We start from the raw sequence: 23,453 nt of genomic DNA on the forward strand, positions 1-23,453 counted from the left end.
ATATCCTGTTTAAGCGTTGGTAGGCGATGTGTCGACGAACTCAGATATCCAGGAAGACTGTCTCTTTCGGACCCTGAAGATAGATATCGAGCGAATAGATGCTGCCATCTCGCTTCGCGATCATCGTCTCTACCCGCTCACGATGCTCGATACGCAGCAGAAGCGGATCCGTGGAATTCGCCTCTGCCTCGTCGGAGAAGTAGATCCTCGTGTGCAGGCCGATATTGATACCGCGGGCAACAATCCAGAGTGTGACATGCGGTGCCATCCAGCGGCCATCTTTGAACGGAACCTTGCCGGGTTTCACGGTTTCGAACTGGAAGTAGCCATCTTCACTACGGGTCGGACACCGGCCCCAACCTGTAAAATTGGGATCAGCGGTACCCCGCATCTCCGAGGGACTGTTATATAGTCCGACGCTGTCGGCCTGCCAGATTTCAACAATTGCGTCCCGGACCAGGGCGTCGCTGCCGTCGAAGATGCGCCCGCGAATTGTGATGCGTTCACCAAGTGTCTCTCCATTGACCATGGAAGTGCCAAGATCACTCTCATAGACGCCCGTGATGTCGCAGAAATTCGGGGCCAGTCCGATGTGGACATAGGGTCCTGCAGTCTGTGACGGCGTTTCCTTTAGCCTGTAAAGCTCCTGGACCATTTAGTTGCCCTCCAGCCGGTTTTCAAAAAGTGTCGATCTGCGCCCGCGCAGGATAATATCGAACTTGTAGGCGAGGGCATCCATGGGAATTGTCTGGCCCCAGTCAAGCGGAGCAATCAGTTGCTCGATCGCAGTCCGGTCCGGTATCGTGTTGACGATCGGACATTTCCAGATCATCGGGTCGCCCTCGAAATACATCTGGGTGATGAGCCGCTGCACAAATCCGTGGCCGAAAACCGAGAAGTGAATGTGGGCGGGGCGCCAGTCATTGACGCCGTTCGGCCATGGATAAGGGCCGGGCTTGATCGTGCGGAAGGCATAGCGCCCGTCGTCGTCGGTTATGGCACGACCGCAACCACCGAAATTGGGGTCGACCGCGGCCAGGTAGCTTTCCTTCTTGTGCCGGTATCGGCCTCCTGCGTTGGCCTGCCAGAACTCGACCAGAGCACCGCGAACGGGTCTGCCTCGTTCGTCCAGGACCCGGCCGTGGACGATAATGCGTTCGCCGATGGCGCTTTCACCTGGTCTGGCGTAGTTGTAGATCAGGTCATTGTCGAGTTCGCCGATCATTGAATGGCCAAAAACCGGCCCGGTAATCTCGGAAATCGTACCATCGAGCGACAACAGAGCGCGCTGGGGCGAGCGTAGTATCGACGTCTTGTATCCCGGTGTGAAGGCTGGCGAGTGCCAGTCGCGATCACGCGCGAAAAATGCTCCGGTCTCGGGTTTCAAATTTGAATTCTCGGACATCCCTAGGTCTCCTCCCTCGATGTCTGTTCGCTATCCATCTGGTCATAGACACGCTTGGCTATCTTGATGGCATGATTTGCAGCCGGCACACCGGCATAAATGGCAACATGCAGCAGAGCCTCTCGAACATCTTCGCGGGAAGCGCCGGTATTGGCGGTTGCGCGCACATGCATGGCCACTTCGTCGTCCTGACCGAGTGCAGCCAGAAGCGCTATCGTAACGATCGAGCGTTCACGCTTGGTGAAGTTGGGACGCGACCATACATGCCCCCATGCGGCTTCTGTAATCAGCGACTGGAACGGCTTGTCGAATTCCGTCGAGGCTGCGGATGCCCGATCGACATGCTCGTTACCCAGCACGGCGCGGCGTGTAACCATGCCAGCGCGGTATCGATCTGTCTCAGCTTCAGTCATGGCGTTTTTCTCCACTAATGACGGTGCCTACAAATGACCTGATCAAATGGGTCATTGTCTCGGGTTGCTCGACGCAGGGAATGTGACCGGCATCCTTGATGATCTCGAAGCGGGCGTCAGATATGCGGTCTGCCGTCGCCTTGACGAGGTCTGGCGGAGTCGAGCCATCCTGATCTCCAACGATGCAGAGGGTCGGAACGGCGATCCGTGTTGCCGCTTCGGTATAGTCGGCATCGCGGATGGCGGCGCAGGTCGCGGTATAACCTTCGCTTGGCTGGCGCTCCAGCATGTTGCGGTACCCGTGATATGCGATGTTCTGCGGATTACGGAAGCTCTCTGTGAACCATCGCTCCATCACCGCATCTATGATGCTTGCCAATCCGTTCTTCTCAACAGTGGAAATACGGGTGTCCCACATCGCCTCGGTTCCGATCTTGCTTGCCGTGTCGCAGAGTATGAGAGCTTTCACGAGATCTGGTCGGGTCTTGTAGATGGCCTGGGCAATAAGTCCGCCAACGGAGAGACCGCAGATGATCGCGTTGGTGACATTGAGCAGGTCCAGAAGGCCTGCGAGATCAGCCGCATGATCTTCGACAGAATATGGCGTTTTACCGACGTCGGACAGACCATGACCACGTTTGTCATAGAGCACGATCGGGAAATCGCCAGCAAGCCGCACGATGACATCACGCCAGATGCGGAAATCCGTGCCGAGGGAATTGGCGAAAACGATGACCGGCTTGTCAGCCGGGCCGCCTATCACCTGGTAATGGATTGTGACGTCGTTGATACGTGCAAATTGCATTGAAAATTTCTCCCACGGCTATCTTGGTATATTGAGACGGTTAGGTAAAATGACTTATTGATCGATTTTCATATCCGTTTGGTTATCGTTGGATGAACACATCGAGGGTAAAGTTTCGTCATCTTCAGGCCTTCATGGAGGTAGCGCGCCACAAGAGTGTGGTGAAGGCCGCCGGCTTTCTCAATATCAGCCAGCCTGCAGTCACCAAAACGATCCGGGAACTTGAGGATACGCTTGGTGTTGCCCTTGTGGAGCGTGACGGGCGCGGCATCCGGATCACGCGATATGGCGAAGCCTTTCTGAGACATGCCGGTGCCGCTGTGGCGGCTCTCAGGCAGGGGCTCGATTCCGTGTCTCAAGAGCGCATTGGAGAGGCGCCCTTATTGCGGGTGGGCGCCCTGCCCACCGTTGCAAGCCACATCATGCCGCACGCAGTGAACCTTTTTCTGAAAGAAGGAGCCTGGAGCCGCATCAAGATTGTGACGGGAGAAAATGCGGTGCTTCTGGAACAACTGCGGTTCGGAGAACTGGATCTCGTCGTCGGGCGACTGGCAGGTGCGGACAAGATGGTAGGTTTTCTTTTTGAACACCTCTATTCGGAACGTGTGGTGTTTGCTGTCCGTGATGGGCATCCACTCCTGACATCACGCCGTTCGCCGTTCTCCGAGCTTGGCGATTACCCGATCCTGATGCCCACAGCGTCGTCGATCATACGACCATTCGTCGATCAGCTTCTCATCACCAACGGGATTTCCAGCCTGCCGACCCAGATCGAAACCGTTTCGGATTCATTCGGTCGTGCCTTTGTGTCTGCCAGCGACGCAATCTGGATCATATCCGCAGGGGTCGTGATCCGCGACGTCGAGGCCGGACGGCTTCATATTCTGGACATCGACACGAGTGACACTCAGGGACCGGTAGGGCTGACGATGCGGACAGATGCCGTTCCTTCCATCGCGATGTCTCTTCTGATGCAGACCATACGCGAGGCAGCGGCTTTACGCGTTCTTATCTAGTTTGTCGCTCAGACGTATTTCAGGAAAGAACCCCTTGCAGTTCCCGGCTGACTTGCCGGAGCGCGGGAAGATATGCCTCCACGACGTCAGCTATCGGCTCCGGTGACGTTGCCAGACCGATATTGAGGGCTGCGATCACCAGACCGCGCGCATTTTTGACAGGCACCGCCAGTGATCGAAGACCCAGTTCTACCTCCTGGTCGACTGCCGCGTAACCTTGGATTTGAACAAGCCGGAGTTCCGACATGATCGCGTCCACATCGGTGAGCGTGTGCATGGTTCTGGCTTGAATGGGGTGGCTTTCCAGAAGCTCTCGCGCCTTTTGCTCGGGAAGTGTCGCCAGCATGATGCGTCCCATGGAGGTACAATAGGCCGGAAGTCGGGATCCCGGCATCAGGGCGATCGACATGACCTTTCGCTGTGCTGCCCTCGCGACATAGACGATTTCCGCGCCGTCGAGGATGGCCACGGATGTGCTCTGGCCGACCCGTTCAGACAATTGGTCAAGCCAAGGCTGGACGATCCGGGGCAATGGCATGGAGGCCAGGCATCCCGTGCCGAGCCGAAGTACGCGCGGGGTGACCGTGAAGAACTTACCGTCATAGGCGCAGTAACCGTGTTCGGCGAGCGTCAGGAGACAGCGGCGGGTTGTCGCCCGGTCCAGGCCTGCAATCTCGGCCGCTTCGGAAATGCTCAAACGCGGCGTTTCGGCCGTAAAAGCCTCGATGACGCGCAGACCCTTGGCCAGTCCCCCCATCATGTCGTTTTGCTTGATGCTCAAATCGTCACCTCAAATTTGTGCGATAATGTAACAAATAATCTATATCGCACAAAACGATTGAGGGCGAGTGGCGAGCGCATTAAAAAGCTGGCAGGCGAAGTCCACATCTTCAGGAGGTAGCGGATGGACAAGACGAACCCCAGCCTTGCAGAGGCTGTATCGGGGATCGATGATGGAGCGACAGTGATGATCGGCGGCTTCGGCGGATCCGGTGCGCCGATTGAGCTTATTCACGCTTTGATCGATAAAGGACCGAAAAATCTCACCGTCATCAACAACAATGCCGGAAATGGCCGGATCGGAATTGCCGCCATGATCGACGCGGGCATGGTCCGCAAGATGATCTGCTCATTTCCGAAATCGTCTGATCCGCGGGCTTTTACTGACAGATACCTTGCCGGTGAAATCGAGCTCGAGTTGGTTCCGCAGGGAACACTCGCGGAACGCATTCGCGCCGGCGGCGCCGGAATTCCAGCCTTTTACACGCCGACAGCCTATGGCACCGAGCTTGCCGACGGCAAGCCGATCGGCGAGTTCGACGGAAAGCAATACGTGCAGGAGCGTTGGCTCAAGGCCGACTTTGCTCTTATCAAGGCTCACCTCGGCGATCGCCATGGCAACCTGACCTACAATAAGGCGGCACGCAACTTCAATCCATTGATGTGCATGGCCGCCACCGAGACAATCGTTCAGGTATCGAAGATTGTTGCGCCCGGGCAGATTGACCCCGAACATGTCGTAACGCCCGGGATTTTTGTCGACCGCCTTATCGAGGTGTCGCAGCCGCAACAGGAAGAGGAACTCATTCGAGCCGGAGTGACCTACGCATGACCACCATCGCGCACGAAGATATCAAACTCACCAACGCACAGATTGCCTGGCGTGCCGCTCAGGACATCTTTGACGGTGCCTACGTCAATCTGGGCATCGGCTTTCCTGAAATGGTCGCTCGCTATCAGCCTCCTGGCCGCGAGGCTATCTTTCATACGGAGAACGGGATTCTGGATTTCGGCGAGGCGCCGCGGGCAGGGGAAGAGGACTGGGACCTGATCAATGCTGGCAAGAAAGCGGTGACTTTGAAGCCTGGTGCTGCCTTCTTTCATCATGCAGACAGTTTCGCCATGGTGCGCGGCGGCCATCTTGATGTTGCAATTCTGGGCGCGCTGCAGGTAGCGCAAAACGGAGATCTTGCCAACTGGCGGGTCGGCTCCAAGGGCGTACCGGCCGTGGGCGGCGCAATGGATCTGGTGCATGGTGCGCGCCAAGTCTTCGTCATTACCGAGCATGTCACCAAGAATGGCGATCCGAAGCTGGTGGAAAAATGCACTTTCCCGCTGACCGGCGTCGCCTGCGTAACCCGTATCTACACCAGCCATGCCGTTATCGACGTCGCGGACGGACGCTTCGTTCTGCGCGAAAAACTTCCGGCCATGAGCATCGATGATTTGCAGGCCATAACCGGCGCCCCGCTTCTGGTCCGTGAGCCGGTTGTGGATCTCATCGTTCCTGAATTGTAAGGAGTCTCCCCAATGGCTGAAGCCTTTATCTGTGATTATATCCGGACACCGATCGGTCGCTTCGGCGGCTCGTTGTCTTCTGTTCGGGCGGACGACCTTGGGGCGGTGCCGCTCAAGGCGCTTGTCGAGCGAAATGCCGACATCGACTGGGAAGCCGTCGACGATGTGATCTATGGTTGCGCTAACCAGGCGGGTGAAGACAATCGAAATGTCGCTCGCATGTCGCTCCTCCTTGCAGGATTGCCGGTTTCGGTGACGGGTACGACCATGAATCGACTGTGTGGCTCAGGTATGGACGCCGTTATCGCCGCTGCCCGCGCCATCCGGTCGGACGAGGCGGAGCTGATGATTGCAGGCGGCGTCGAAAGCATGAGCCGCGCCCCTTTTGTCATGCCCAAGGCGGACACTGCTTTTTCGCGCAACGCCGAGATCTACGATACGACAATCGGCTGGCGTTTCATCAACCCGCTGATGAAGAAGCAATACGGTGTCGATTCCATGCCGGAAACAGGTGAGAATGTTGCCGCCGACTACGGTATTTCACGGGAAGATCAGGATGTCTTCGCGCTTCGCAGCCAGGCAAAAGCTGCTGCTGCCCAGGAAAACGGGCGCCTGGCGCGGGAAATCACTCCGGTCGTCATTCCGCAGCGCAAGGGCGACGCCGTTACCGTGACGAGGGACGAGCATCCCCGTACGACCACGATAGAGGCGCTCGCCAAACTTGGCACGCCTTTCAAGAAGGAGGGCGGCACGGTGACTGCCGGTAATGCCTCTGGCGTCAACGATGGCGCGGCAGCTCTGGTCATTGCATCTGAAGCGGCTGCCAGAAAATACGGACTGACGCCAATCGCGCGCATTCTCGGTGGCGCGACTGCCGGTGTGCCGCCACGCGTCATGGGGATCGGTCCGGCGCCGGCCTCCCAGAAACTGATGGCGAGGCTTGGTCTGACGCAGGATCGCTTCGACGTGGTCGAACTCAATGAGGCGTTTGCGTCCCAGGGGCTGGCGACGTTGCGAGAGCTGGGCATTGCCGATGACGATCCTCGTGTCAATCCGAATGGGGGCGCGATCGCGCTCGGTCATCCCCTGGGAATGTCCGGTGCCCGAATTGCCGGAACGGCAGCTCTGGAGCTTGCTTCGGGTGCAGGAAAGCACGCGCTTGCCACAATGTGCATCGGCGTAGGGCAGGGTATTGCCATCGCGTTGGAGCGGGTTTGACGCCGTGTTCCAACTCAACTGGTAGATTGTTTCGGTTTGGGGGGTGGCCTCAGTTGAGGCCACCAACGCCTAACAGACGTTCCACCGCGTCCCTGTCTTTAGAAAGTGCTGCAGGGGTTCCTGTCCACGCCACGCGGCCACGCTCGAGGACAATGACTTCATCCGCGAAATCGAGCGCGCTCTGTATCCGCTGTTCGACCAGGAGGATCGTCATGTCGCCAGAGGCTGCCAGTTCTGAGAAGGCCGCCATCAGTTCCTCACAGATGACTGGCGCCAGGCCTTCGAGTGGTTCGTCAAGAAGCAGAACAGACGGCCTGCCCAGAATGGTACGCGCAGTGGTCAGCATTTGCTGCTCTCCGCCGGAGAGTTGACTGCCGAGGTTTCGCCGCCGCTCCTTCAATCGTGGAAACATCGCATAGGCTTCCTCGATTGCATCCTTTTTTCGGCTCTTCAGGCCAACGGTGAGATTTTCCTCGACATCGAGACTAGGAAAGACGTCCCGCGTCTGTGGTACATAACCGAGCCCGGCATGAGCGCGCGCAGCGCTGGGTGCGGAGCTGATGTCTGTATTTCCCAGTAATATTTTCCCGTCATAACGCCTTGTCTGGCCTGCGAGCGTTGCAAACAGCGTCGTTTTACCCATTCCGTTTCGGCCAAGGACAGCGAGACGACGACCTGCAGACACGGAAAACGAGATCGATTCGAGAATGCGGGTAGGACCGTACCCTGCCGACAGGTTCTGGACGTTAAGCGTTGTGGCTGGCATTGGCATAGCTCCCGAGATAAGCCTCGCGAACGCGAGCATCCTTGGTGACGTCGGACGGAAGGCCGTCGAAAATTATCGTTCCGGCAGCAAGTACAACGACGCGCTTGGCAAACCTGAATACAAGATCCATGTCGTGTTCGATCATCAGAACGGCGAGGTCTGGTGGCAAATCAGCAAGGGCTTCCTCGATGCGACCTGTATCACTCTGCGGGACGCCGGCAGCCGGCTCATCCAGCAAGAGGACGCTTGGCTTCAATGCCAACGCGATTGCCAGCTCAAGCAGACGTTGCTGGCCGTAGGCGATCTCGCGAACCTTTCGATGTGCCAGAGACGCAAGGCCAAGCTTTTCCAGCAACTCGTCGACTTCGAGCATAACGTCCGGATGGCTCAGGAAATTGCCGATCAGACGGCCAGCCCTTCCCGTTCTCTGAAGCACTGCCAGGCCAACATGTTCGGCTGGCGTCATGTCCTGGAAAAGTCGGGTTACTTGAAACGAGCGAACAAGACCGCGTTGAACCCTGCCAGCAGGATTGATTTTGGTCACGGTTTCATTGGAAAGCCGCACCTCGCCTGAACTTGGCTTAAGGGCGCCCGTAACCAGATTCACGAAAGTTGTCTTACCCGCTCCGTTGGGGCCTATCAGGGCAACCCGATCACCCGGCTGCATGGAGAGCGAGACGTCGTTCGTAACGACAAGGCCTCCGAAGGCTTTTTTCAAATTGATGACCTCGAACACGGCGCTCATGCCTGGGACTCCCCGTCATGTCTGTTTCGTCTTCTGGCGTAAGCATCCTCGATCGTTCCGTAGATGCCTTTGGGTGCAAAGAGCACAACGGCGATGAGAAGCGCGCCGACCATCGTCAACCAGTGGAAGGGGTTTGCTGCCGAAACGAAATCTTCGAAGAGCATGAATATGACAGTCCCGGCCAGAGCACCGAAGAGCGACCCTGTTCCTCCCACAACGAGCATGACAAGTGCTTCGGCAGATTGCGTGAAGGACAGTGAGTCCAGCGCCACGACCTGGGTTGAAATGGCGCTCAGTGCTCCGCCTGCTCCGGCGACTGCACCAGATATGACGTACATCTTGATCAGTGCCCGGTGAGGAGAGGCGCCAAGTGCCTTGACCCTGACCGGGTCTTCCTTGATCCCGCGACACAGCATGCCAAAGGGCGACCGGACAAGGATACGCAGCAGGATGAATGTCAGCAGGAGGAGTGCGACCCCGAAGAAATACGCAGTATGCCCGAAAAGATCGAACTCGAAGGTGCCAAACAGGGGATCAAGCATGATGCCCGATAGACCGTCGCTGCCGCCGGTCCATGAGGATGCTTTATTCGCGAACTCATGGAACAAATAGACCAGCGCGATCGATAACACGAGCTGTGGAAGACCATGCGCGCGGAGCATCACGACCGAACACAGTAGACCGGCAACGGCCCCGGCCGCGATGCCTCCAAATGTCATCAGCAGGGGATCGGCTATCCCGTAGCGCGCCGACAGAATTCCCGCTGCGTAGGCACCCGCGCCGTACAACGCTGCCTGACCGAGCGTTGCGACACCGCAGTAACCTGTCACAAGGTCAAGCGACAGGACCAGCAACGCGATCGCAAGGATGCGGGTCAGCAGAGCGAGATTGTCCGGAAAAAGAAAGTACCCGATGGCCGCGACAATAATGATGGCGGCAACGCCAATCAGGTCGCGCTTAAGGAAACCCGCCTTGGGATGCCTTGTTTTCCGGTTGTTGGTGTCGGTAACAGTCACATTGATATCCCCACTCATTTCGCTCGTCCTGCAAGACCGCGGGGAAAGATGCATATGACTGCTATAACCGCGAGATAGAAGAAAAACTCCCCGAATTCGGGCATTAGATATCTGCCGGTGGTATCGATGGCCCCGAGAAGGAGACAGGCGGCGAGCGCACCGGGAATGGATCCCGCTCCACCGACAGACACGACCACGAGGAACGTCACCATATAGCGAAGCGCATAATATGGTTCCACCGGCAGAAACTCGGCGCCTACGACGCCGCCCAACGCTGCGAGTCCAACGGCTGCGGCAAAGCTGACAGCATAGACGATCTCTGTCCGTACACCCAGCGCCGCAGCCATGGCGGAATTATCGACCGATGCACGAAGCTTGATTCCGAAATTCGTCTTCTCGATCGCGTACCAGAGGCCGAGCGCCACGACGACGCCGCAGACGATCGCGAAAAGACGATGAACTGGTATGGTGCGAAAGCCAATGTCCGCCGAGCCCTGTAGTGCGGGAGCGAGTGGAATGGTCTTGAGAGTCGGGCCCATTGTGAAATTGGCTATGCCAATGATGCAGAACGTGATGCCGATGGTCATCAGTACCTGGGTGAGTTCGGGCTGGCCATATATCCGACGGTAGAGGAGGCGCTCGATTGGGATCGCGATCAGGATAGTGAATATGACCGCGGCAATGATCGCGAACGCGTATCCCATTCCCAGATCCCGCGCGACGTAAGATGCTATGTAGCCTCCGATCATCGCGAAGCCTCCATGCGCCAGGTTTACAACGCGCATCAGGCCCATAGTCACCGAAAGACCGATGGATATGACGAACAACACCATGCCATAGGCAAGTGCGTCGACAGCTATGCTAAAGACTGTCTGCATCAAATATTCCGTTGAAAAGTGGCAGGCCATGCAGGCCTGCCTCGTTACAGAGCATGCATTATTTACTTGGCAGCGGCCAGACCCGGATCGCCTTGCTTCTCGAAGGTTTTAACTTCCTTGTTGAAGTACGTGCCATCCGCATCCTTGGCCACTTCGCGCAGATAGATGTTCTGCGTGATGTGGCGGCTTTCGGCATCGATGGACACAGGCCCGCGCGGGCTGATCCAACTCAGGCCCTTGACCGCATCGACCGCTTTCTGGGCATCCCGCACGCCGCCAGTCGCCTCGATCATCTTGTAAATGACGTGCATGCCGTCATAAGCGCCGACAGAGGGGAAGGAGAGTTCCGCCTTGTTGCCGATCGCCTTGGTCGCCGCCTCGACAAAAGCCTTGTTCTCGGGCGAATCGTGAGAAACGGAATAATGGAACGTGGTCTGAATTCCGAGGGCGGCATCGCCCAGCGCCGGCAGGTCTGATTCCTGTGTCAGGTCTCCCGGTGCATAGAACTTGGTGCCGGCGGCCTTGAGGCCGTTGTCATTGAATGCCTTGACGAAACCGAGCGTTGTTGGCCCGGATGGCAGGAAGGCGAAAACGCCTTCGGCGCCTGAATCTTTTATACGCTGCATGATCGGACTGAAATCATTGGTCGAAAGCGGCATTCGAATGGCTTCGACAACCTGTCCTCCTGTCTTCTCGAAAGCCGCCTTGAACGCGTTCTCTGCATCGACGCCCGGGCCATAATCGCTGACAACCGAAATGATCTTCTTTACGCCAGCATCAGCGGCCACCTGGGCGATCGGGGTAGAGGTCTGCCAGGTCGTAAACGAGGTGCGAACCACCAGTGGACTGGTTTTCACGATCGCCGATGTCGCAGCGTTCATGATGACCATCGGCACGTTGCCCTGCTTGAGGATCGGTGTAACGGCCATCGCATCGGGGGTAAAGTAAAAGCCGGCTAGAAACTGGACCTTTTCCTTGACGATCAGTTCCTGCCCGAGGGCTTTGGCCTGGGCCGGGTCTGCGGCAGGAATATCACGGTAGACGATCTCGATGGTATCGTCGCCAACAGTATTGCCATGCAAAGCGATATAGGCGTCTATCCCGGCCTTGAAGTTCTTGCCCTGAAGGGCGAACGGGCCAGAGAAGGGGCCAACGACGCCGACCTTTATGACGTCAGCAAATGCAGTTCCAGACAATGCCAACACCGCAAGCGCGGTAAGTGCAGCCTTTTTCATGTTCATTCCTCCCAGTTAAACATGGTGCACACCTCCAACATATTGTGCACCGGCTTCAATCATGTGATCTGCTGCAACACGTTCCCGCGTGTTGCGAACTTTTCTTAAAACGGCAAGCCCACGTAGTTCTCGGCTAAAGCCGTCGAGGCAGCTCGAGAGTGGGTCAGGTAGTCGAGTTCCGCTTCCTGAATTTTCTGATCGAACTCGCCGGTGTCGGGAAAGCGATGCAACATCGTGGTCATCCACCATGAAAAGCGCACTGCTTTCCATACCCGTGCGAGTGCTCGCTGCGAATAGCAATCTATTCCTGCGGTGGATCGCTCCTGATAGTAGCCGCGAAGCCCGTCAAAGAGATAGTGCACATCGCTGGCAGCGAGATTCAATCCCTTCGCTCCGGTGGGGGGGACGATGTGAGCAGCATCCCCGACAAGGAACATACGGCCGAAGCGCATAGGTTCCGCAACGAAGGAACGCAGTGGCGCAATCGATTTTTCGAATGACGGAGCAGTGACCAGCGCCTCTGCGTGAGAAGGCGGAAGCCGCCGACGCAATTCGTCCCAGAACCTATCGTCGCTCCAGTCCTCTGGACGCTGATCGAGAGAACACTGGATGTAGTAGCGGCTTCGGGTCGCGGATCGCATCGAACAGAGAGCAAAGCCACGGGGATGATTGGCATATACAAGTTCGTGGCTTACGGGCTGCACGTCTGCAAGAATGCCGAGCCAGCCAAACGGATAGACTTTTTCGTACAGGCTGATCGCCGACCCGGAGACGGCTTTACGGCTGGCTCCATGAAAGCCGTCACAGCCCGCGATGAAATCGCAGTCGATGCGATGTGTCACTCCATCTTTCTGATAGGTGACATAAGGAGACGATCCCGAGAAATCGTGCGGCTGGACATTTTCAACTTCATATATCGTCGTCGCACCGCTTTTTTCACGAGCGTCCATAAGGTCGCGCGTCACTTCGGTCTGGCCGTAGACCATTACCCGTTTTCCGCCAGTCAATCCGTAAAGATCGATCCGGTGATCTCTGCCGTCGAATGCAAGATCAAACCCATCATGAGGCAACCCTTCGGAAGCCATACGTTCGCCGACGCCGGCAAGATTCAGAAGATTGACGGTACCTTCCTCAAGTACACCAGCACGGACGCGACCGAGAATATATTCCCTGGCAACTCGATCAAGGATGATATTGTCAATTCCCGCTTCAGTTAGAAGCTGACCAAGCAACAGGCCTGATGGTCCTGCACCAATAACGACGACCTGTGTTCGCAATCGCGCCTCCCAACGAAATTGATATTTGCATATTTCATGATTGCGAGTTGCCAAAAAAGAGATGCTCTGTTCTTTTAATTGGACTTTTGGAACATCAATCAGGAATAGTCGTTGTGCAGCGGATTCCCACCTACGCCCTGTATGGAGAGTCGGATATCGGCGAGCCAGGTTTCTGGCTGCATCATGAGACAATTCATGCGAGGAGCAGTCAACACGACTGGGAAATCCAGCCTCATCGCCATACGGCGTTTTTTCAGATCCTGCATGTTGCAGCTGGAAACGGCGATGTCATCATCGGCGACGAGACTTTGGTACTTGGGCCAAACAAGGTCGTCACCATTCCTCCGGGGGTTAGCCATGGTTTCCGGTTCTCCAAGGACATCATCGGATCGGTGATTACCATCCTTTCATCTCATCTTGACCATGGTCCAGGAGATCGAAGTGAACTCGGCCAGTGGCTTGCGCGCTCCCATAGGATCGATCTTGCTCGTCAAACTCAAGATGCCGAGGAAGTCGTCCGGATTTTCGGGCGAATTGGGACTGAGTTCGAACGCCCAAATCCCGGCCGAAATGAAATACTGAGATCGTATATTGCCATTTTGCTGCATTTATTATTGCGCATCGCTCCAGGCGAGGAGCCGTTGCCGGACGCGGCAACCGATGCACGGGTGAAAGCTTTAATCAGCCACATCAATCGTCATTTTCGGACGCAGCGGTCGTTACCGTTTTATGCCGCTCTGATTGGCGTATCCCCGACGCACTTAAATCGTCTCGTGCGCTCGCAATTGGGCTGTTCAGGACACGAATTAATAGAGCGAAAGATCCTTGAAGAAGCGAAGAGGCAACTTCTTTTCTCAATGAATTCCATACAGGAAATATCATATCGCCTCGGATTCAGCGATGCAGCATATTTCTCGCGCTTCTTTCTTCGGGAAACCGGCGAAACACCCAAACGCTGGCGATCTGTCGAGCGCGCCCGCGTGGAGTACTGATACTGCCTGGCGGAAGGGGCGTTGACTGAGTAAGAATGACGCTCACCCAGCGCAGCGATGTTCGCAACCTCGCGCTCAGAGAACCAGGGTGCCTTATCACTTCTTATACGGGAGCCCTTTTACGCCGAACGATTCAGTGTGCACGTCGACGTTGCCGATCAGTCCGCACAATGCGGCGCATGCATTGACGACGGCTTTGCGTAACAACTCGATCTTTTCCGATGAAAACCAGCGGCTTCAGTTCCTCCCGCGACGGCGACAGGTGCAGCCCTGCAAAGTCCGGTCGGAATGCTATTCTATGGTGATTGGCCTGCAGGCCTGCTACCGGTTCGTACGCTGAAAACGCTGTCTTCCGGACTGGTCGCCTGGCGCGCAAAATTTCAATAGTGACCTTTTTGATTGGAAGAGTGGAGAGTCGGTGGAGGTCGAGCGAACGTAGGTCTTACGTGTGCCTATTGCGATTTGACCCAACCTTTGATCGCTGCGTTTCCCTCTCAGGAAAGGCGTTGATGAAAATTCACCTGTGGTAGCGGTCTGCAGTTATTTTGACACGTTTAGTTGGATTTTTTGAACATTCCTGATCATCACTGCCGGACCGGGATGGAATCTCGCAATAATATCACAAGATCAAGAGTAGCCTTTGAACTATTGATTCTATTGTTGCGCGGGATGTTTTGAACTGTTGGTGTACTCTCGTAGCGTCTGCGAGTATTTGTGTGCTGTGACGCAATGCGCAGTGCCGTGCCAGTAAGCGATAGGCGATGTGACGATGATCAATAATCGCGATATGGCATAAATGACTACACTCGTGATCTTGCCGCATGATGGACGAGACGAACATAGCGCATCAAATTCATCCGAGGCAGGTTTCCGAAGAGAGACATCACTCTGCCCTCCGAGGTCTCGGCTCCCGCTGTCATTACTTGCGTCATTGGCACGTCACAACCGAAGTCAATTGGAAGATGATGCTCGCCCGCGATATACGAATTCCGGTGGTGTCGCGGCACCATCAATTTCCGCCTGCTGTACCAGAAGTTCTCTCTTCGGTGAGCGGGTGCATACGGGATCGGTTGCTGATGCGTCACCGGCCAGAGCCATGGCCTGACAACGGCAGCCGCCGAAATCGATCGCCTTGCGGTCGCAACTGCGACACAGCTCCGGCATCCAGCTGTCACCGCGATAGGCGTTGAAAGCGTTGCTTTCGTACCAGATGTCGGCAAGCGACATGTCCCGTACGGTCTCGAAATTCAGCGACGGGATACTCTCCGCCGCATGGCAGGGGATGACCTTGCCGGATGGGGTGATGTTGAGGCCGGTGCGGCCCCAGCCGCCCATGCAGGCTTTCGGATAGGTCGAATGATGGTCGGCGGGGACATAGTCGATGACAATGATGCCTTCGAGCCGTTTGCGGGCTTCGACGACAAAAGCGTTTGTTCGCAGAACCTGCTCCCGTGTCGGCATAAGCGCTTTACGGTTTTTCTCGGCCCAGCCATGGAACTGTACGGTTGCGATCTCTATGCGTCGTGCTCCGAGTTTGATCGCGAGATCGAGCATGTCGCCGATCTGCTCCATGTTCTGCTTGTGGCATACAGCATTGACGGTAAGCGGAATGCCAGCGGCGTGGGTCCATTCGGCAACCGCTATCTTGCGGTCGTATCCGCCCTTGTAACCGCCCACCTTGTCGGCCAGCGCCGGTGTCGCGCCCTGGATGGAAAGCTGCAGATGGTCAAGACCGGCGTCAGACAGTTCCGCGATGCGCTTTTCGGTAAGCCCGATTCCTGAGGTGATCAGATTTGTATAGAGCCCGGCCTTGGCGGCGGCGCTCGTCAGTTCCACCAGATCGCGCCGTGCCGCAGGCTCGCCGCCGGAAAGATGCAGGTGCAGAACGCCAAGTGCGGCCGCCTGCTGGAATACCGATATCCATTCCTCGGTGGAAAGTTCCTTCTTGACGCCTTCCAGCTCCAGCGGGTTCGAACAATAAGGACAGGCGAGCGGGCAGCGATGCGTCAGTTCGGCAAGCATGGCGATTGGCGCGGGGATACGAATGCGTCCCCCGTTCCATTCGCTCGTGCGCGCAATGCTGACATGCTCGTTCACGACTTCAGCTCCAGCATCCGGCGTTTGGAGAACTCGTCCACGAAGGCGACGATGTCGGCGAGGATCTGGTCCTTGGGGGCTTCGAACTTCACCGAGAATTCTTCCGCGATCGTGTCGATGCTACGTTCGCCATCCAGTGCGTTTACGATCATCACTGCAATCTCGTCGAGCGCCAGCGCTCGCTCGGGCGCCAGCAGAACCGTCTGGCCGCGAACGGGATCTTCGCGCAGCCGAACGCCGCGCGCAAGTTTGGCAACGGTAGCAGCTGTGACGGTGACTGCGGAGGGCTCACTCATTCGGTCGCTCCCTTGACGTTTTGTTTCAGTGCCGGCTGGTCGAGATCGCCGATGACACCTTCCTTGCCGTCCCAGCCACCGGGCGGCAGAAGGGAAGGGGAAACATAGGCATGATGCAGCGCATCGAGCTGCGCCCAGAGCACGTCGGTCTTGAAGGTCAACGCTGCCGCGGCCGCATCCTGCTTTTCCTTCGTATCGGCATGATCAAGAACGTAATTGAGTCCGAAGGCGACATCCACCGGCGCCTCGTCGAGACGCTTGCGGAAGTAGGAAAGCGCATCGTCATTGGCAAAAGCATAATGCTCGATCAGTCCAGCGATACGGTTCTTATGGATGGTCGGCGCAAAAAGCTCGGTCAGCGAGGCTGCCACCGCATCCAGCATCGGCATGTCGCGCACAAAACGCACATAGGCATCGCAGGCAAAGCGGGTTCCAGACAATACGCCCCGGTTTGAGGCAACGTAGTCCGGATCTAGACCGACCGCTTCGGCCAGCTTCAGCCAGCGACGGATGCCGCCACCTTCCTCGCGGCCGCCATCGTGGTCTTCGATGCGCTTGCGCCAGGCGCGGCGGATGGCGACGTCCTCGCAACGCGACATGAAAGCTGCGTCCTTGAGAGGAATGCGGCTCTGGTAATAGAAGCGGTTGATGACCCAGGCACGTACCTGGGTAATCGTGCAATGACCACCATGCAGCATGCCGTGGAAAGGGTGTTTGTCGTGATAGCGGGCGTCGCCGATGGCGCGCAGCCGGGCTTCGAAATCTGCTCTGTTCTGTGCCGCTTTGTGAATGTCAGACAAGGTGTATCTCCATTCCGTCATGGCCGACCTCGAAACCGGCGGCGGTGATGGCATCCCGCTCTGCGCCATCGCGCCAGATCGGGTTCGTATTGTTGATGTGCACATAGACCATCCGGCCTATGCCGAGCTTCGACAGCGCCTCAAGGCTGCCGCCATGGCCCGTGATGGGCATATGCCCCATTCTCTGGCCGGTCTTGACGCCCGTGCCCGCACGGACCATTTCGTCATCGGTGAAGACCGTGCCATCGAAGAATACCAGATCTGCGCCGCGGATGCGTTCGCAAAGCCAGTCCGGCAGCGTCGCGCAGCCCGGAATGTAATAGGCGCGCTTGCCTCCGGCAACGAACTCGACCCCAATGGTCTGCTCGCCTTCGAGGCCAAGTTCCGGCTCCCCCTCTTCGAGAAACAGCGCTACCTTTCCGGGAACAGCGAAAATGCGGGCCTCAAGCCCTTCGAGCGGCGAGAATTCCTCGTCGAGGCGGATAGCATGGCGCGCAACAAATGCCGGATCGAGTACCCGGAACACCGGATTGGCATCTATGACTGCTCCGATCGCCGACGTCGAGAAAAGGTCGAAAGCCTGCTTTTCGCGGATCGTCAGAAGCCCGCCGATATGGTCAACATCGGCATTGGTGATGACGACGCTCCTGATCGGGCTGTGTCGAAGTGCCTTCGGATGAAGCTGCGGCGTCTGCTGGATCTGCTGGCGAATGTCGGGCGACGCATTGAAGATCGCCCAGTTCTCACCATCAACGCTGATGGCGAGAGATGACTGCGTTTGTGCAGAAAGTCCCGAGGAGGGGTCGCGGGCGGCGGCGCAATTGGAACAATTGCAGTTCCATTGTGGCAGTCCGCCGCCGGCGGCAGCGCCGAGCACGAGAAACCGGAGACCGGTCATAGATCCCGTGCCCTTCACAATTAGAACAGAACCGGTTCGTCGCCGTCTGCCGGTGCGTAGCGGTTGATTTCCATACCGCACGATACTTCAACAAACTTGGGTGCAGTCCATTTCATGTTCTTACTCCTTATTTCAAAGAACGGCCGAAACCGCTCGTCTAAGATATGAGGACCGGTCAACAGATTGAACCGGTCTTCACGAACCCGTCATGTGCTCACAAATGACAAGTGTCAATGACAGCTGTGCCGATGACACGCCGAAGTGATGCCCCGTATGTCGAGTGTCCTTAGTTGTGATATGGCAGGCTGAGAGATGTGCATATCCATTCGACGAGCGGGGGGCATGGTTTTGTAACGCCATGCACTCGATCTAGAATGCGGGTAGCGCTTCGTCGAGCCAAAAGCAATCCTGGCGCTGCTCGCTGCCGCGCTGCTCCTAGAGTAGAGACACATGACCAAAGATGAACTGGTTATTCTGGTGGACGAAAACAACCAGGAAATCGGCTATGAGCGTAAACTGGAGGTCCACCGGAAAGGACTGCGCCACCGCGCGGTATCGGGCTTCGTGTTTTCGAGAGATGGTCGCCTTTTGATTCAGAGGCGCGCGTTTTCGAAGTACCATTGCGGTGGTCTCTGGGCGAACTCCTGCTGCTCTCACCCCAGACCCGGCGAAGACCCGCGCAACTGCATGGAACGGCGCCTTCATGAAGAACTCGGGCTTCGTCTTTCCATGGTGTATTTTGGAGACTTCTCATACCGGGCCGATCTTGACGGCGGCATGATCGAAAACGAGTACGTGCACGGCTTCGTCGGGGTCGGGGAATATGTGCTCGACCTTAACCCGGAAGAAGTGCAGGACGTGGACTGGGTTGCGATGGAGACGCTGCCTGCACTGCCGGAGCAGCAACTCGCGCCATGGTTCAAGAAGTACATAAATCAAGGATTTGTCGAAGCCGCCAGCAAGGCGCTCGGCAATCCTGATGTCGCTGCCGGGTAGTGCCATAGGCGATGCGTCATTTGCCGGACTGAAGGACGGTGCCACTCTTCTTGCGCGGGGAAGCGCTTTCTGGTCCCAAAGGTCGCCGATGGCATGTTTCTGCAACCTGTGCGGCGTTAGACTTCCTGATGCGGTATCAGGATTGCTTTTTTACCATGCGCCAGGCTGCGGACATTTCACTGTAACTCCTGTGGTTGCGAGTTTACAGGGGTTGGCGTAAATCACGCAATTGAAAGTGGCGCTCACAAGGGTCGGTTACTGCCAGCACTTTAAATGTCTACTTGGCGCGACGGAAAAAATTAGAGAAAACGAATAATCCCGGCACACGGTGTAGAAAAAATTACTTGCTGGGTGTGGTGTCGCCTGAGTTAGACTCGCAATTGCGGCCTCGCCGGCTTTTTTACTTTCCCAACATGAGAACTGTAAACGGACGTTAACCATTTGTTAACTCCTGTCGAACTACGTTCCTTATTGAGCCTGACGAGTCGATGTGGGGGCATGCGCAGAGGCATCTAGCCGATATGTGCGCCATGTTCTGGCCAGCTTTTCAGTGCGGCGCGGGAAATCGAAGCTGTTACGCTTCGGATGCATGATGTCCTTCCAGTGCGCGGGCTCAAACGAGCCATGTCTCTCAATACGTTCGGTGTTTTTGCTCAGTCTTCCGGGTTGTCGTGACAGCCCCCGCGTGATCTCCGCGCTTGGAACTGGAATGGGCAAGGATGTGGTTCGCTTCGTGAATGACGGCGTCGCCTGGAAGATTTGCTTATGACAACAACGATCCCATCCCTCTCCGTCACTCAGATCCGTTCTCTTTCCACTGCCCAGATTGCAGTCTGGACCTCCGAGGACGTCGCAGCGCTTGTCAGCACCCAGATCAATGCGCTGAACGCAAGACAGGTCGCGGCCATTTCGACCGCGAACGTCAATGCCCTGTCGACGCAGCAAATGAGCGCCGTTTCCGCGAGCGCCATCACCGGGCTGACGATCGACCAGCTGGCTGTCCTGTCCTCGAACCAGATATCGAACCTGACGACCGGGCAGGTCGTTGCCTTCTACAGCAAGCAGATCGATGCATTCAGCACGGCGCAAATGGCGGCTTTCACCGGCACGCAGATCGCTGATTTCACGCTGAACCAAATCCGCGCCCTTGATGCGGACGATATCGCGACATTCACGACTGACGAGATTGCGTCCATCAGCAGCAAAGTCATCAGCGGCTTGGCGACCGATGTCGTCGCATCGCTGTCGAACACCCAGTTGCAGGCGCTGACGCCGGCACAGATCTCCGGCCTCAGCAGCGTACAGGTTGCCGCACTTCAGGATACCCAGATCTCCATCTTGAACACCAGCCAGATCTCGGCCTTGAAGTCCAGCCAGATCGGCGGTCTTGATGTCGGCTATCTTTCCACGGCTCAGGTGGCAGCACTTTCCACCAGCGCGATCAGCGGGCTTAGGAGCACTCAGGTTGCTGCTCTGTCCGCGGATCAGGCAACCGCACTGACCAGCACACAGGCCGCTGTCATCAGCGCCGCCAGCATACGCGGACTTACGTCCGAAAATCTGGCCACCTTCACGACAAGCGAAATAGCCGCAATCGCGACCGTTGCATTACGCGCTTTGGCGAGCGACGCGCTTTCCCGCTTGAACAGCAGTCAGATTCAGGCCCTGTCGACGGCGCACATCGCTGCCCTTACCACTGCGCAGCTTTCGAATTTGTCGGAAGACCAGATTTCCGCTCTATCGACCGCTCAGGTCAGCGTTCTGACGTCGAAGCACGTCGCGGGAATCGACACGTCGACCCTGTCGACGGCGCAGTTCGCGGCTCTTTCAAACAGCCTGTTATCCGCGCTGAGGAGCGATCAGATCGCGGCCCTGTCGAGTGAGCAGATCGCGGCACTGGGTGTCAATCAGATCGGCGCTCTGGGTTCTGCCGCGATGTCCGGCCTTGAGGCTGAGGATATCGCGACATTCACAACCGCAGAAATTGCAGCTATCGGTTCGGTAGCGCTGCGGGGTCTCTCGTCCGGCACGATTTCGGCGTTGACCAGCGCGCAATTGCAGGCGCTGACCACCGTCCAGGTTGGGGCGCTGTCCACCGATTTCCTGAAGGCGCTGTCTTCTGACCAGGTCGCGGCCCTGAGCACAGCTCAGATCGGTGCGCTTACCTCACGCCAGTCTTCCGGTATTGATTTCTCCGCTCTGTCGACCGCGCAGGTCTCCGCTTTGTCGAGCGGCCTGCTGGGTGTGCTGAAGAGCGAGCAGGTCGCCGCAATGTCAAGCGAGCAGATCGCGGCGCTGACCTCAAACCAGATCAATGCGCTCAAGGCTGGCGGTCTGTCGGGATTGGACGCTGACACCATTGGTGCTCTGTCCACGGCCGACATTGCGGCCATAAGCACAGCCGCGTTGCTGGGTCTTTCCAGCGGTGCGGTCGGCGCACTGTCCAGCGCCCAGATCCAGTCGCTGACGACGGCGCAGATGGGTCGACTGAGTCAGGCCCAGATGGAGGCCCTTTCGTCCGAGCAGCTGCAGGCGATGAGCAGCAGCCAGATCACAGCACTTTCCGCGGCGCAGGCGCGCGGTACAGACCTGACGGCACTGTCCACGCTGCAGGTCGCAGCTTTGTCGTCCACCTTCCTCGGCGCCTTGACGAGTGCGCAGGTTGCCAGCCTCAGCAGCGAACAAGCCGCTGCGCTGACGAGCGGTCAGATCGCCGCGCTGAAGGCTACCGCAGTTTCCGGTTTCGAGGCTGAGGATCTACGATCCTTCACCACCGACGAAATCGCTGCCATCAGCACCAATAGCGTACGCAGCCTTAGCACAGCCAGCCTCAGCGGGTTGACCAGCGCTCAGGTGCAGGCACTCACAACGGCCCAGTTGGCGAAGCTTGGCACGAACCAGCTTTCGGCCCTTTCGTCGGAACAGATCTCTGCCTTCAATACCTCGCAGATCGCGGCTCTTACCGCGGTGCAGGTCAATGGCTTCGATCTTACCCTGCTGTCGACGGCACAAACGGCTGCGCTCTCCTCCAACGCACTCAAAGGCCTCAGCAGCGCCCAGATCGCCGCGCTCAGCAGCGAACAGACGGCAGCGTTCACCCGCGATCAGATTGCCGCACTCGGTGCTGCGGCGCTTTCCGGTTTGGAAGCAGAAGATGTTTCCACTTTCACCACCGACGAGATTGCAGCTATCACGGCCGCTTCCGTAAGCCGGATCTCCACGGCAGCGCTCGCTGGCCTGAGCAGCACCCAGATGCAGGCTCTCACGACTGCACAGATCGGACGGCTTGGAACAGACCAGCTCGCGGCGTTTTCTTCGGCTCAGATCCAGGCCATGACGACGCAGCAGCTTGCTGCGCTGACGATGCGCCAGGTGTCGGGGCTTGATGTAACGGCGTTGACGACCGGTCAGATCGCTTCCTTGCCGACGTCTCTTTTTGGTGGTCTGAAGAGCGATCAGGTTGCCGCTCTTTCCACGGAACAGACTGCCGCCATGACCTCCGGCCAGATCGCCGCCATGCAGTCGGCGGCGCTGTCGGGTCTGGAAGCCGAGGATCTTCAGACTTTCACGCCTGATGAAATCGCTGCCATCGGTTCACGCGCGCTGCAAGGACTTTCCACCACCGCCGTCGCGGCGCTGTCGAGCAACCAGCTTGAAGCTCTCACATCAGCGCAGATTGCAGCGCTGACACTCAGCCAGATTGCCGCACTTTCTTCTGCGCAGATAGAGGTCCTCGATTCCGAACAGATCGGCGTGCTGTCCAGCGGGCAGATTGCCGCCATGCTCCTGGAGGACATCAAAACCTTCACCACGGACGAGATCGCGGCGATCAATACCAAGGCTCTCGCTGGTCTATCATCGGAGCATCTTTCTGGTCTTGGCGAGCAGCAACTTGGCGCATTTACGTCAGAACAGGTTCTGGCTCTCAAGCCAGGGCAGGTTGATGCAATTGTTGCGGCGTACGAGCAGTTTTAAATAAAACAACTGCTGTCGATAAATATAAATCAAGGTGAAATGGGAAGAGGTAGAATCGTTAAAACAAAATTTACTTGTGTAACTTAGATATCTTCATGGGTGCGGCGAGTCGTTCAGGTTCAGTAAGCAGGATGCTTCGGGCCTGACGCGGGCGGATTAGACCATCTGCCAAACTTCCGTGTTCACAGGCGTGGGACCAGAGTTCATTCCTCTGGATGCATGATGCCATTCCGATGCGCTGGCTCGCACGAGCCATGTTTCAGCAAGTTAATCTTCTGCCAATCTTTGTTGCTGCCGGTATCCGAGAGGGGGCTTGGGAGCGGCGAA

The 23,453-nt window shown here is 57.1% G+C and carries 23 protein-coding genes; 7 read left to right on the forward strand and 16 right to left on the reverse strand.

Going from position 1 to position 23,453, the window contains the following annotated elements; translation table 11 throughout:
- Positions 1 to 40: 40 nt before the first annotated feature.
- The 4 genes from pcaG to pcaD are packed head-to-tail and all read right to left on the reverse strand — an operon-like array spanning position 41 to position 2,623.
- Positions 41 to 655, reverse strand: coding sequence for a protocatechuate 3,4-dioxygenase subunit alpha (gene pcaG / locus N7578_RS02865; protein WP_311108798.1), 615 nt, complete (start codon positions 653 to 655; stop codon positions 41 to 43).
- A complete protein-coding gene (gene pcaH, locus N7578_RS02870; RefSeq protein ID WP_311108799.1) occupies positions 656 to 1,405 on the reverse strand; it encodes a protocatechuate 3,4-dioxygenase subunit beta in 750 nt (249 codons plus the stop codon).
- Positions 1,406 to 1,407: 2 nt separating this feature from the next.
- Complete coding sequence (gene pcaC, locus N7578_RS02875; RefSeq protein ID WP_311108800.1) at positions 1,408 to 1,818, reverse strand: 4-carboxymuconolactone decarboxylase; 411 nt, start codon at positions 1,816 to 1,818, stop codon at positions 1,408 to 1,410.
- Positions 1,811 to 2,623, reverse strand: a complete 813-nt coding sequence (pcaD, locus tag N7578_RS02880; protein WP_311108801.1) for a 3-oxoadipate enol-lactonase — start codon at positions 2,621 to 2,623, stop codon at positions 1,811 to 1,813. The genes pcaC and pcaD overlap by 8 nt, the downstream gene beginning before the upstream one ends.
- Before the next feature lie 92 nt (positions 2,624 to 2,715).
- Between pcaD and pcaQ the strand changes: the two genes are divergently transcribed.
- Complete coding sequence (gene pcaQ, locus N7578_RS02885) at positions 2,716 to 3,639, forward strand: pca operon transcription factor PcaQ (RefSeq protein WP_311108802.1); 924 nt, start codon at positions 2,716 to 2,718, stop codon at positions 3,637 to 3,639.
- A 19-nt stretch (positions 3,640 to 3,658) separates the two neighbouring features.
- On the opposite strand, the gene N7578_RS02890 is transcribed toward pcaQ, so the two are convergent.
- The gene (locus N7578_RS02890) at positions 3,659 to 4,420 is read right to left on the reverse strand and encodes an IclR family transcriptional regulator domain-containing protein (RefSeq protein ID WP_311108803.1); all 762 of its coding nucleotides are present in this window, start codon (positions 4,418 to 4,420) and stop codon (positions 3,659 to 3,661) included.
- Positions 4,421 to 4,543: 123 nt separating this feature from the next.
- Here N7578_RS02890 and N7578_RS02895 point away from each other — a divergent pair, with 123 nt between their 5' ends.
- The 3 genes from N7578_RS02895 to pcaF are packed head-to-tail and all read left to right on the forward strand — an operon-like array spanning position 4,544 to position 7,155.
- Positions 4,544 to 5,251 (forward strand): 3-oxoacid CoA-transferase subunit A, encoded by a 708-nt coding sequence (locus N7578_RS02895; RefSeq protein ID WP_311108804.1) that lies wholly within the window; start codon positions 4,544 to 4,546, stop codon positions 5,249 to 5,251.
- Entirely contained in the window at positions 5,248 to 5,937 is a 690-nt protein-coding gene (locus N7578_RS02900) for a CoA transferase subunit B (protein ID WP_311108805.1), read from the forward strand. Before N7578_RS02895 ends, N7578_RS02900 begins: the two co-directional genes overlap by 4 nt.
- Before the next feature lie 12 nt (positions 5,938 to 5,949).
- The gene (gene pcaF, locus N7578_RS02905) at positions 5,950 to 7,155 is read left to right on the forward strand and encodes a 3-oxoadipyl-CoA thiolase (RefSeq protein WP_311108806.1); all 1,206 of its coding nucleotides are present in this window, start codon (positions 5,950 to 5,952) and stop codon (positions 7,153 to 7,155) included.
- A gap of 49 nt (positions 7,156 to 7,204) precedes the next feature.
- Here the strand turns inward: pcaF and N7578_RS02910 are convergent, their stop codons facing one another.
- From N7578_RS02910 to pobA, 6 genes are all read right to left on the reverse strand, one after another.
- Positions 7,205 to 7,921: an ABC transporter ATP-binding protein gene (locus N7578_RS02910; RefSeq protein ID WP_311108807.1), complete on the reverse strand. Its 717-nt coding sequence runs from the start codon at positions 7,919 to 7,921 to the stop codon at positions 7,205 to 7,207.
- Positions 7,902 to 8,666 (reverse strand): ABC transporter ATP-binding protein, encoded by a 765-nt coding sequence (locus N7578_RS02915; RefSeq protein WP_311108808.1) that lies wholly within the window; start codon positions 8,664 to 8,666, stop codon positions 7,902 to 7,904. The genes N7578_RS02910 and N7578_RS02915 overlap by 20 nt, the downstream gene beginning before the upstream one ends.
- Positions 8,663 to 9,700, reverse strand: a complete 1,038-nt coding sequence (locus N7578_RS02920) for a branched-chain amino acid ABC transporter permease (RefSeq protein ID WP_311108809.1) — start codon at positions 9,698 to 9,700, stop codon at positions 8,663 to 8,665. Before N7578_RS02920 ends, N7578_RS02915 begins: the two co-directional genes overlap by 4 nt.
- Positions 9,697 to 10,560: a branched-chain amino acid ABC transporter permease gene (locus N7578_RS02925; RefSeq protein WP_311108810.1), complete on the reverse strand. Its 864-nt coding sequence runs from the start codon at positions 10,558 to 10,560 to the stop codon at positions 9,697 to 9,699. The genes N7578_RS02920 and N7578_RS02925 overlap by 4 nt, the downstream gene beginning before the upstream one ends.
- Positions 10,561 to 10,622: 62 nt before the next feature.
- Positions 10,623 to 11,795 (reverse strand): ABC transporter substrate-binding protein, encoded by a 1,173-nt coding sequence (locus N7578_RS02930; RefSeq protein ID WP_311108811.1) that lies wholly within the window; start codon positions 11,793 to 11,795, stop codon positions 10,623 to 10,625.
- 104 nt (positions 11,796 to 11,899) lie between these two features.
- Complete coding sequence (gene pobA / locus N7578_RS02935) at positions 11,900 to 13,072, reverse strand: 4-hydroxybenzoate 3-monooxygenase (RefSeq protein WP_311108812.1); 1,173 nt, start codon at positions 13,070 to 13,072, stop codon at positions 11,900 to 11,902.
- Between the two features lie 113 nt (positions 13,073 to 13,185).
- On the opposite strand from pobA, the gene N7578_RS02940 reads away from it, so the two are divergent.
- Complete coding sequence (locus tag N7578_RS02940) at positions 13,186 to 14,064, forward strand: helix-turn-helix domain-containing protein (protein WP_422646659.1); 879 nt, start codon at positions 13,186 to 13,188, stop codon at positions 14,062 to 14,064.
- Between the two features lie 951 nt (positions 14,065 to 15,015).
- On the opposite strand, the gene pqqE is transcribed toward N7578_RS02940, so the two are convergent.
- From pqqE to pqqA, 5 genes are read right to left on the reverse strand one after another with little or no spacing between them, the layout of a single operon-like run.
- A complete protein-coding gene (gene pqqE, locus N7578_RS02945; protein WP_311108813.1) occupies positions 15,016 to 16,161 on the reverse strand; it encodes a pyrroloquinoline quinone biosynthesis protein PqqE in 1,146 nt (381 codons plus the stop codon).
- Entirely contained in the window at positions 16,158 to 16,457 is a 300-nt protein-coding gene (gene pqqD, locus N7578_RS02950; RefSeq protein WP_311108814.1) for a pyrroloquinoline quinone biosynthesis peptide chaperone PqqD, read from the reverse strand. The genes pqqE and pqqD overlap by 4 nt, the downstream gene beginning before the upstream one ends.
- A complete protein-coding gene (gene pqqC, locus N7578_RS02955; protein ID WP_422646660.1) occupies positions 16,454 to 17,278 on the reverse strand; it encodes a pyrroloquinoline-quinone synthase PqqC in 825 nt (274 codons plus the stop codon). Before pqqC ends, pqqD begins: the two co-directional genes overlap by 4 nt.
- Positions 17,250 to 18,155, reverse strand: a complete 906-nt coding sequence (gene pqqB / locus N7578_RS02960) for a pyrroloquinoline quinone biosynthesis protein PqqB (protein ID WP_311108815.1) — start codon at positions 18,153 to 18,155, stop codon at positions 17,250 to 17,252. The genes pqqC and pqqB overlap by 29 nt, the downstream gene beginning before the upstream one ends.
- Positions 18,156 to 18,175: 20 nt before the next feature.
- Positions 18,176 to 18,271, reverse strand: coding sequence for a pyrroloquinoline quinone precursor peptide PqqA (gene pqqA, locus N7578_RS02965; protein WP_206828940.1), 96 nt, complete (start codon positions 18,269 to 18,271; stop codon positions 18,176 to 18,178).
- Between the two features lie 334 nt (positions 18,272 to 18,605).
- Here pqqA and idi point away from each other — a divergent pair, with 334 nt between their 5' ends.
- Both idi and N7578_RS02975 read left to right on the forward strand, forming a co-directional pair.
- Positions 18,606 to 19,151, forward strand: coding sequence for an isopentenyl-diphosphate Delta-isomerase (idi, locus tag N7578_RS02970; protein WP_311108816.1), 546 nt, complete (start codon positions 18,606 to 18,608; stop codon positions 19,149 to 19,151).
- 765 nt (positions 19,152 to 19,916) lie between these two features.
- A complete protein-coding gene (locus N7578_RS02975) occupies positions 19,917 to 23,126 on the forward strand; it encodes a hypothetical protein (protein ID WP_311108817.1) in 3,210 nt (1,069 codons plus the stop codon).
- Positions 23,127 to 23,453 lie beyond the last annotated feature (327 nt).

This window comes from Agrobacterium tumefaciens (assembly GCF_031801495.1).
Classification (GTDB): domain Bacteria; phylum Pseudomonadota; class Alphaproteobacteria; order Rhizobiales; family Rhizobiaceae; genus Agrobacterium; species Agrobacterium tumefaciens_K.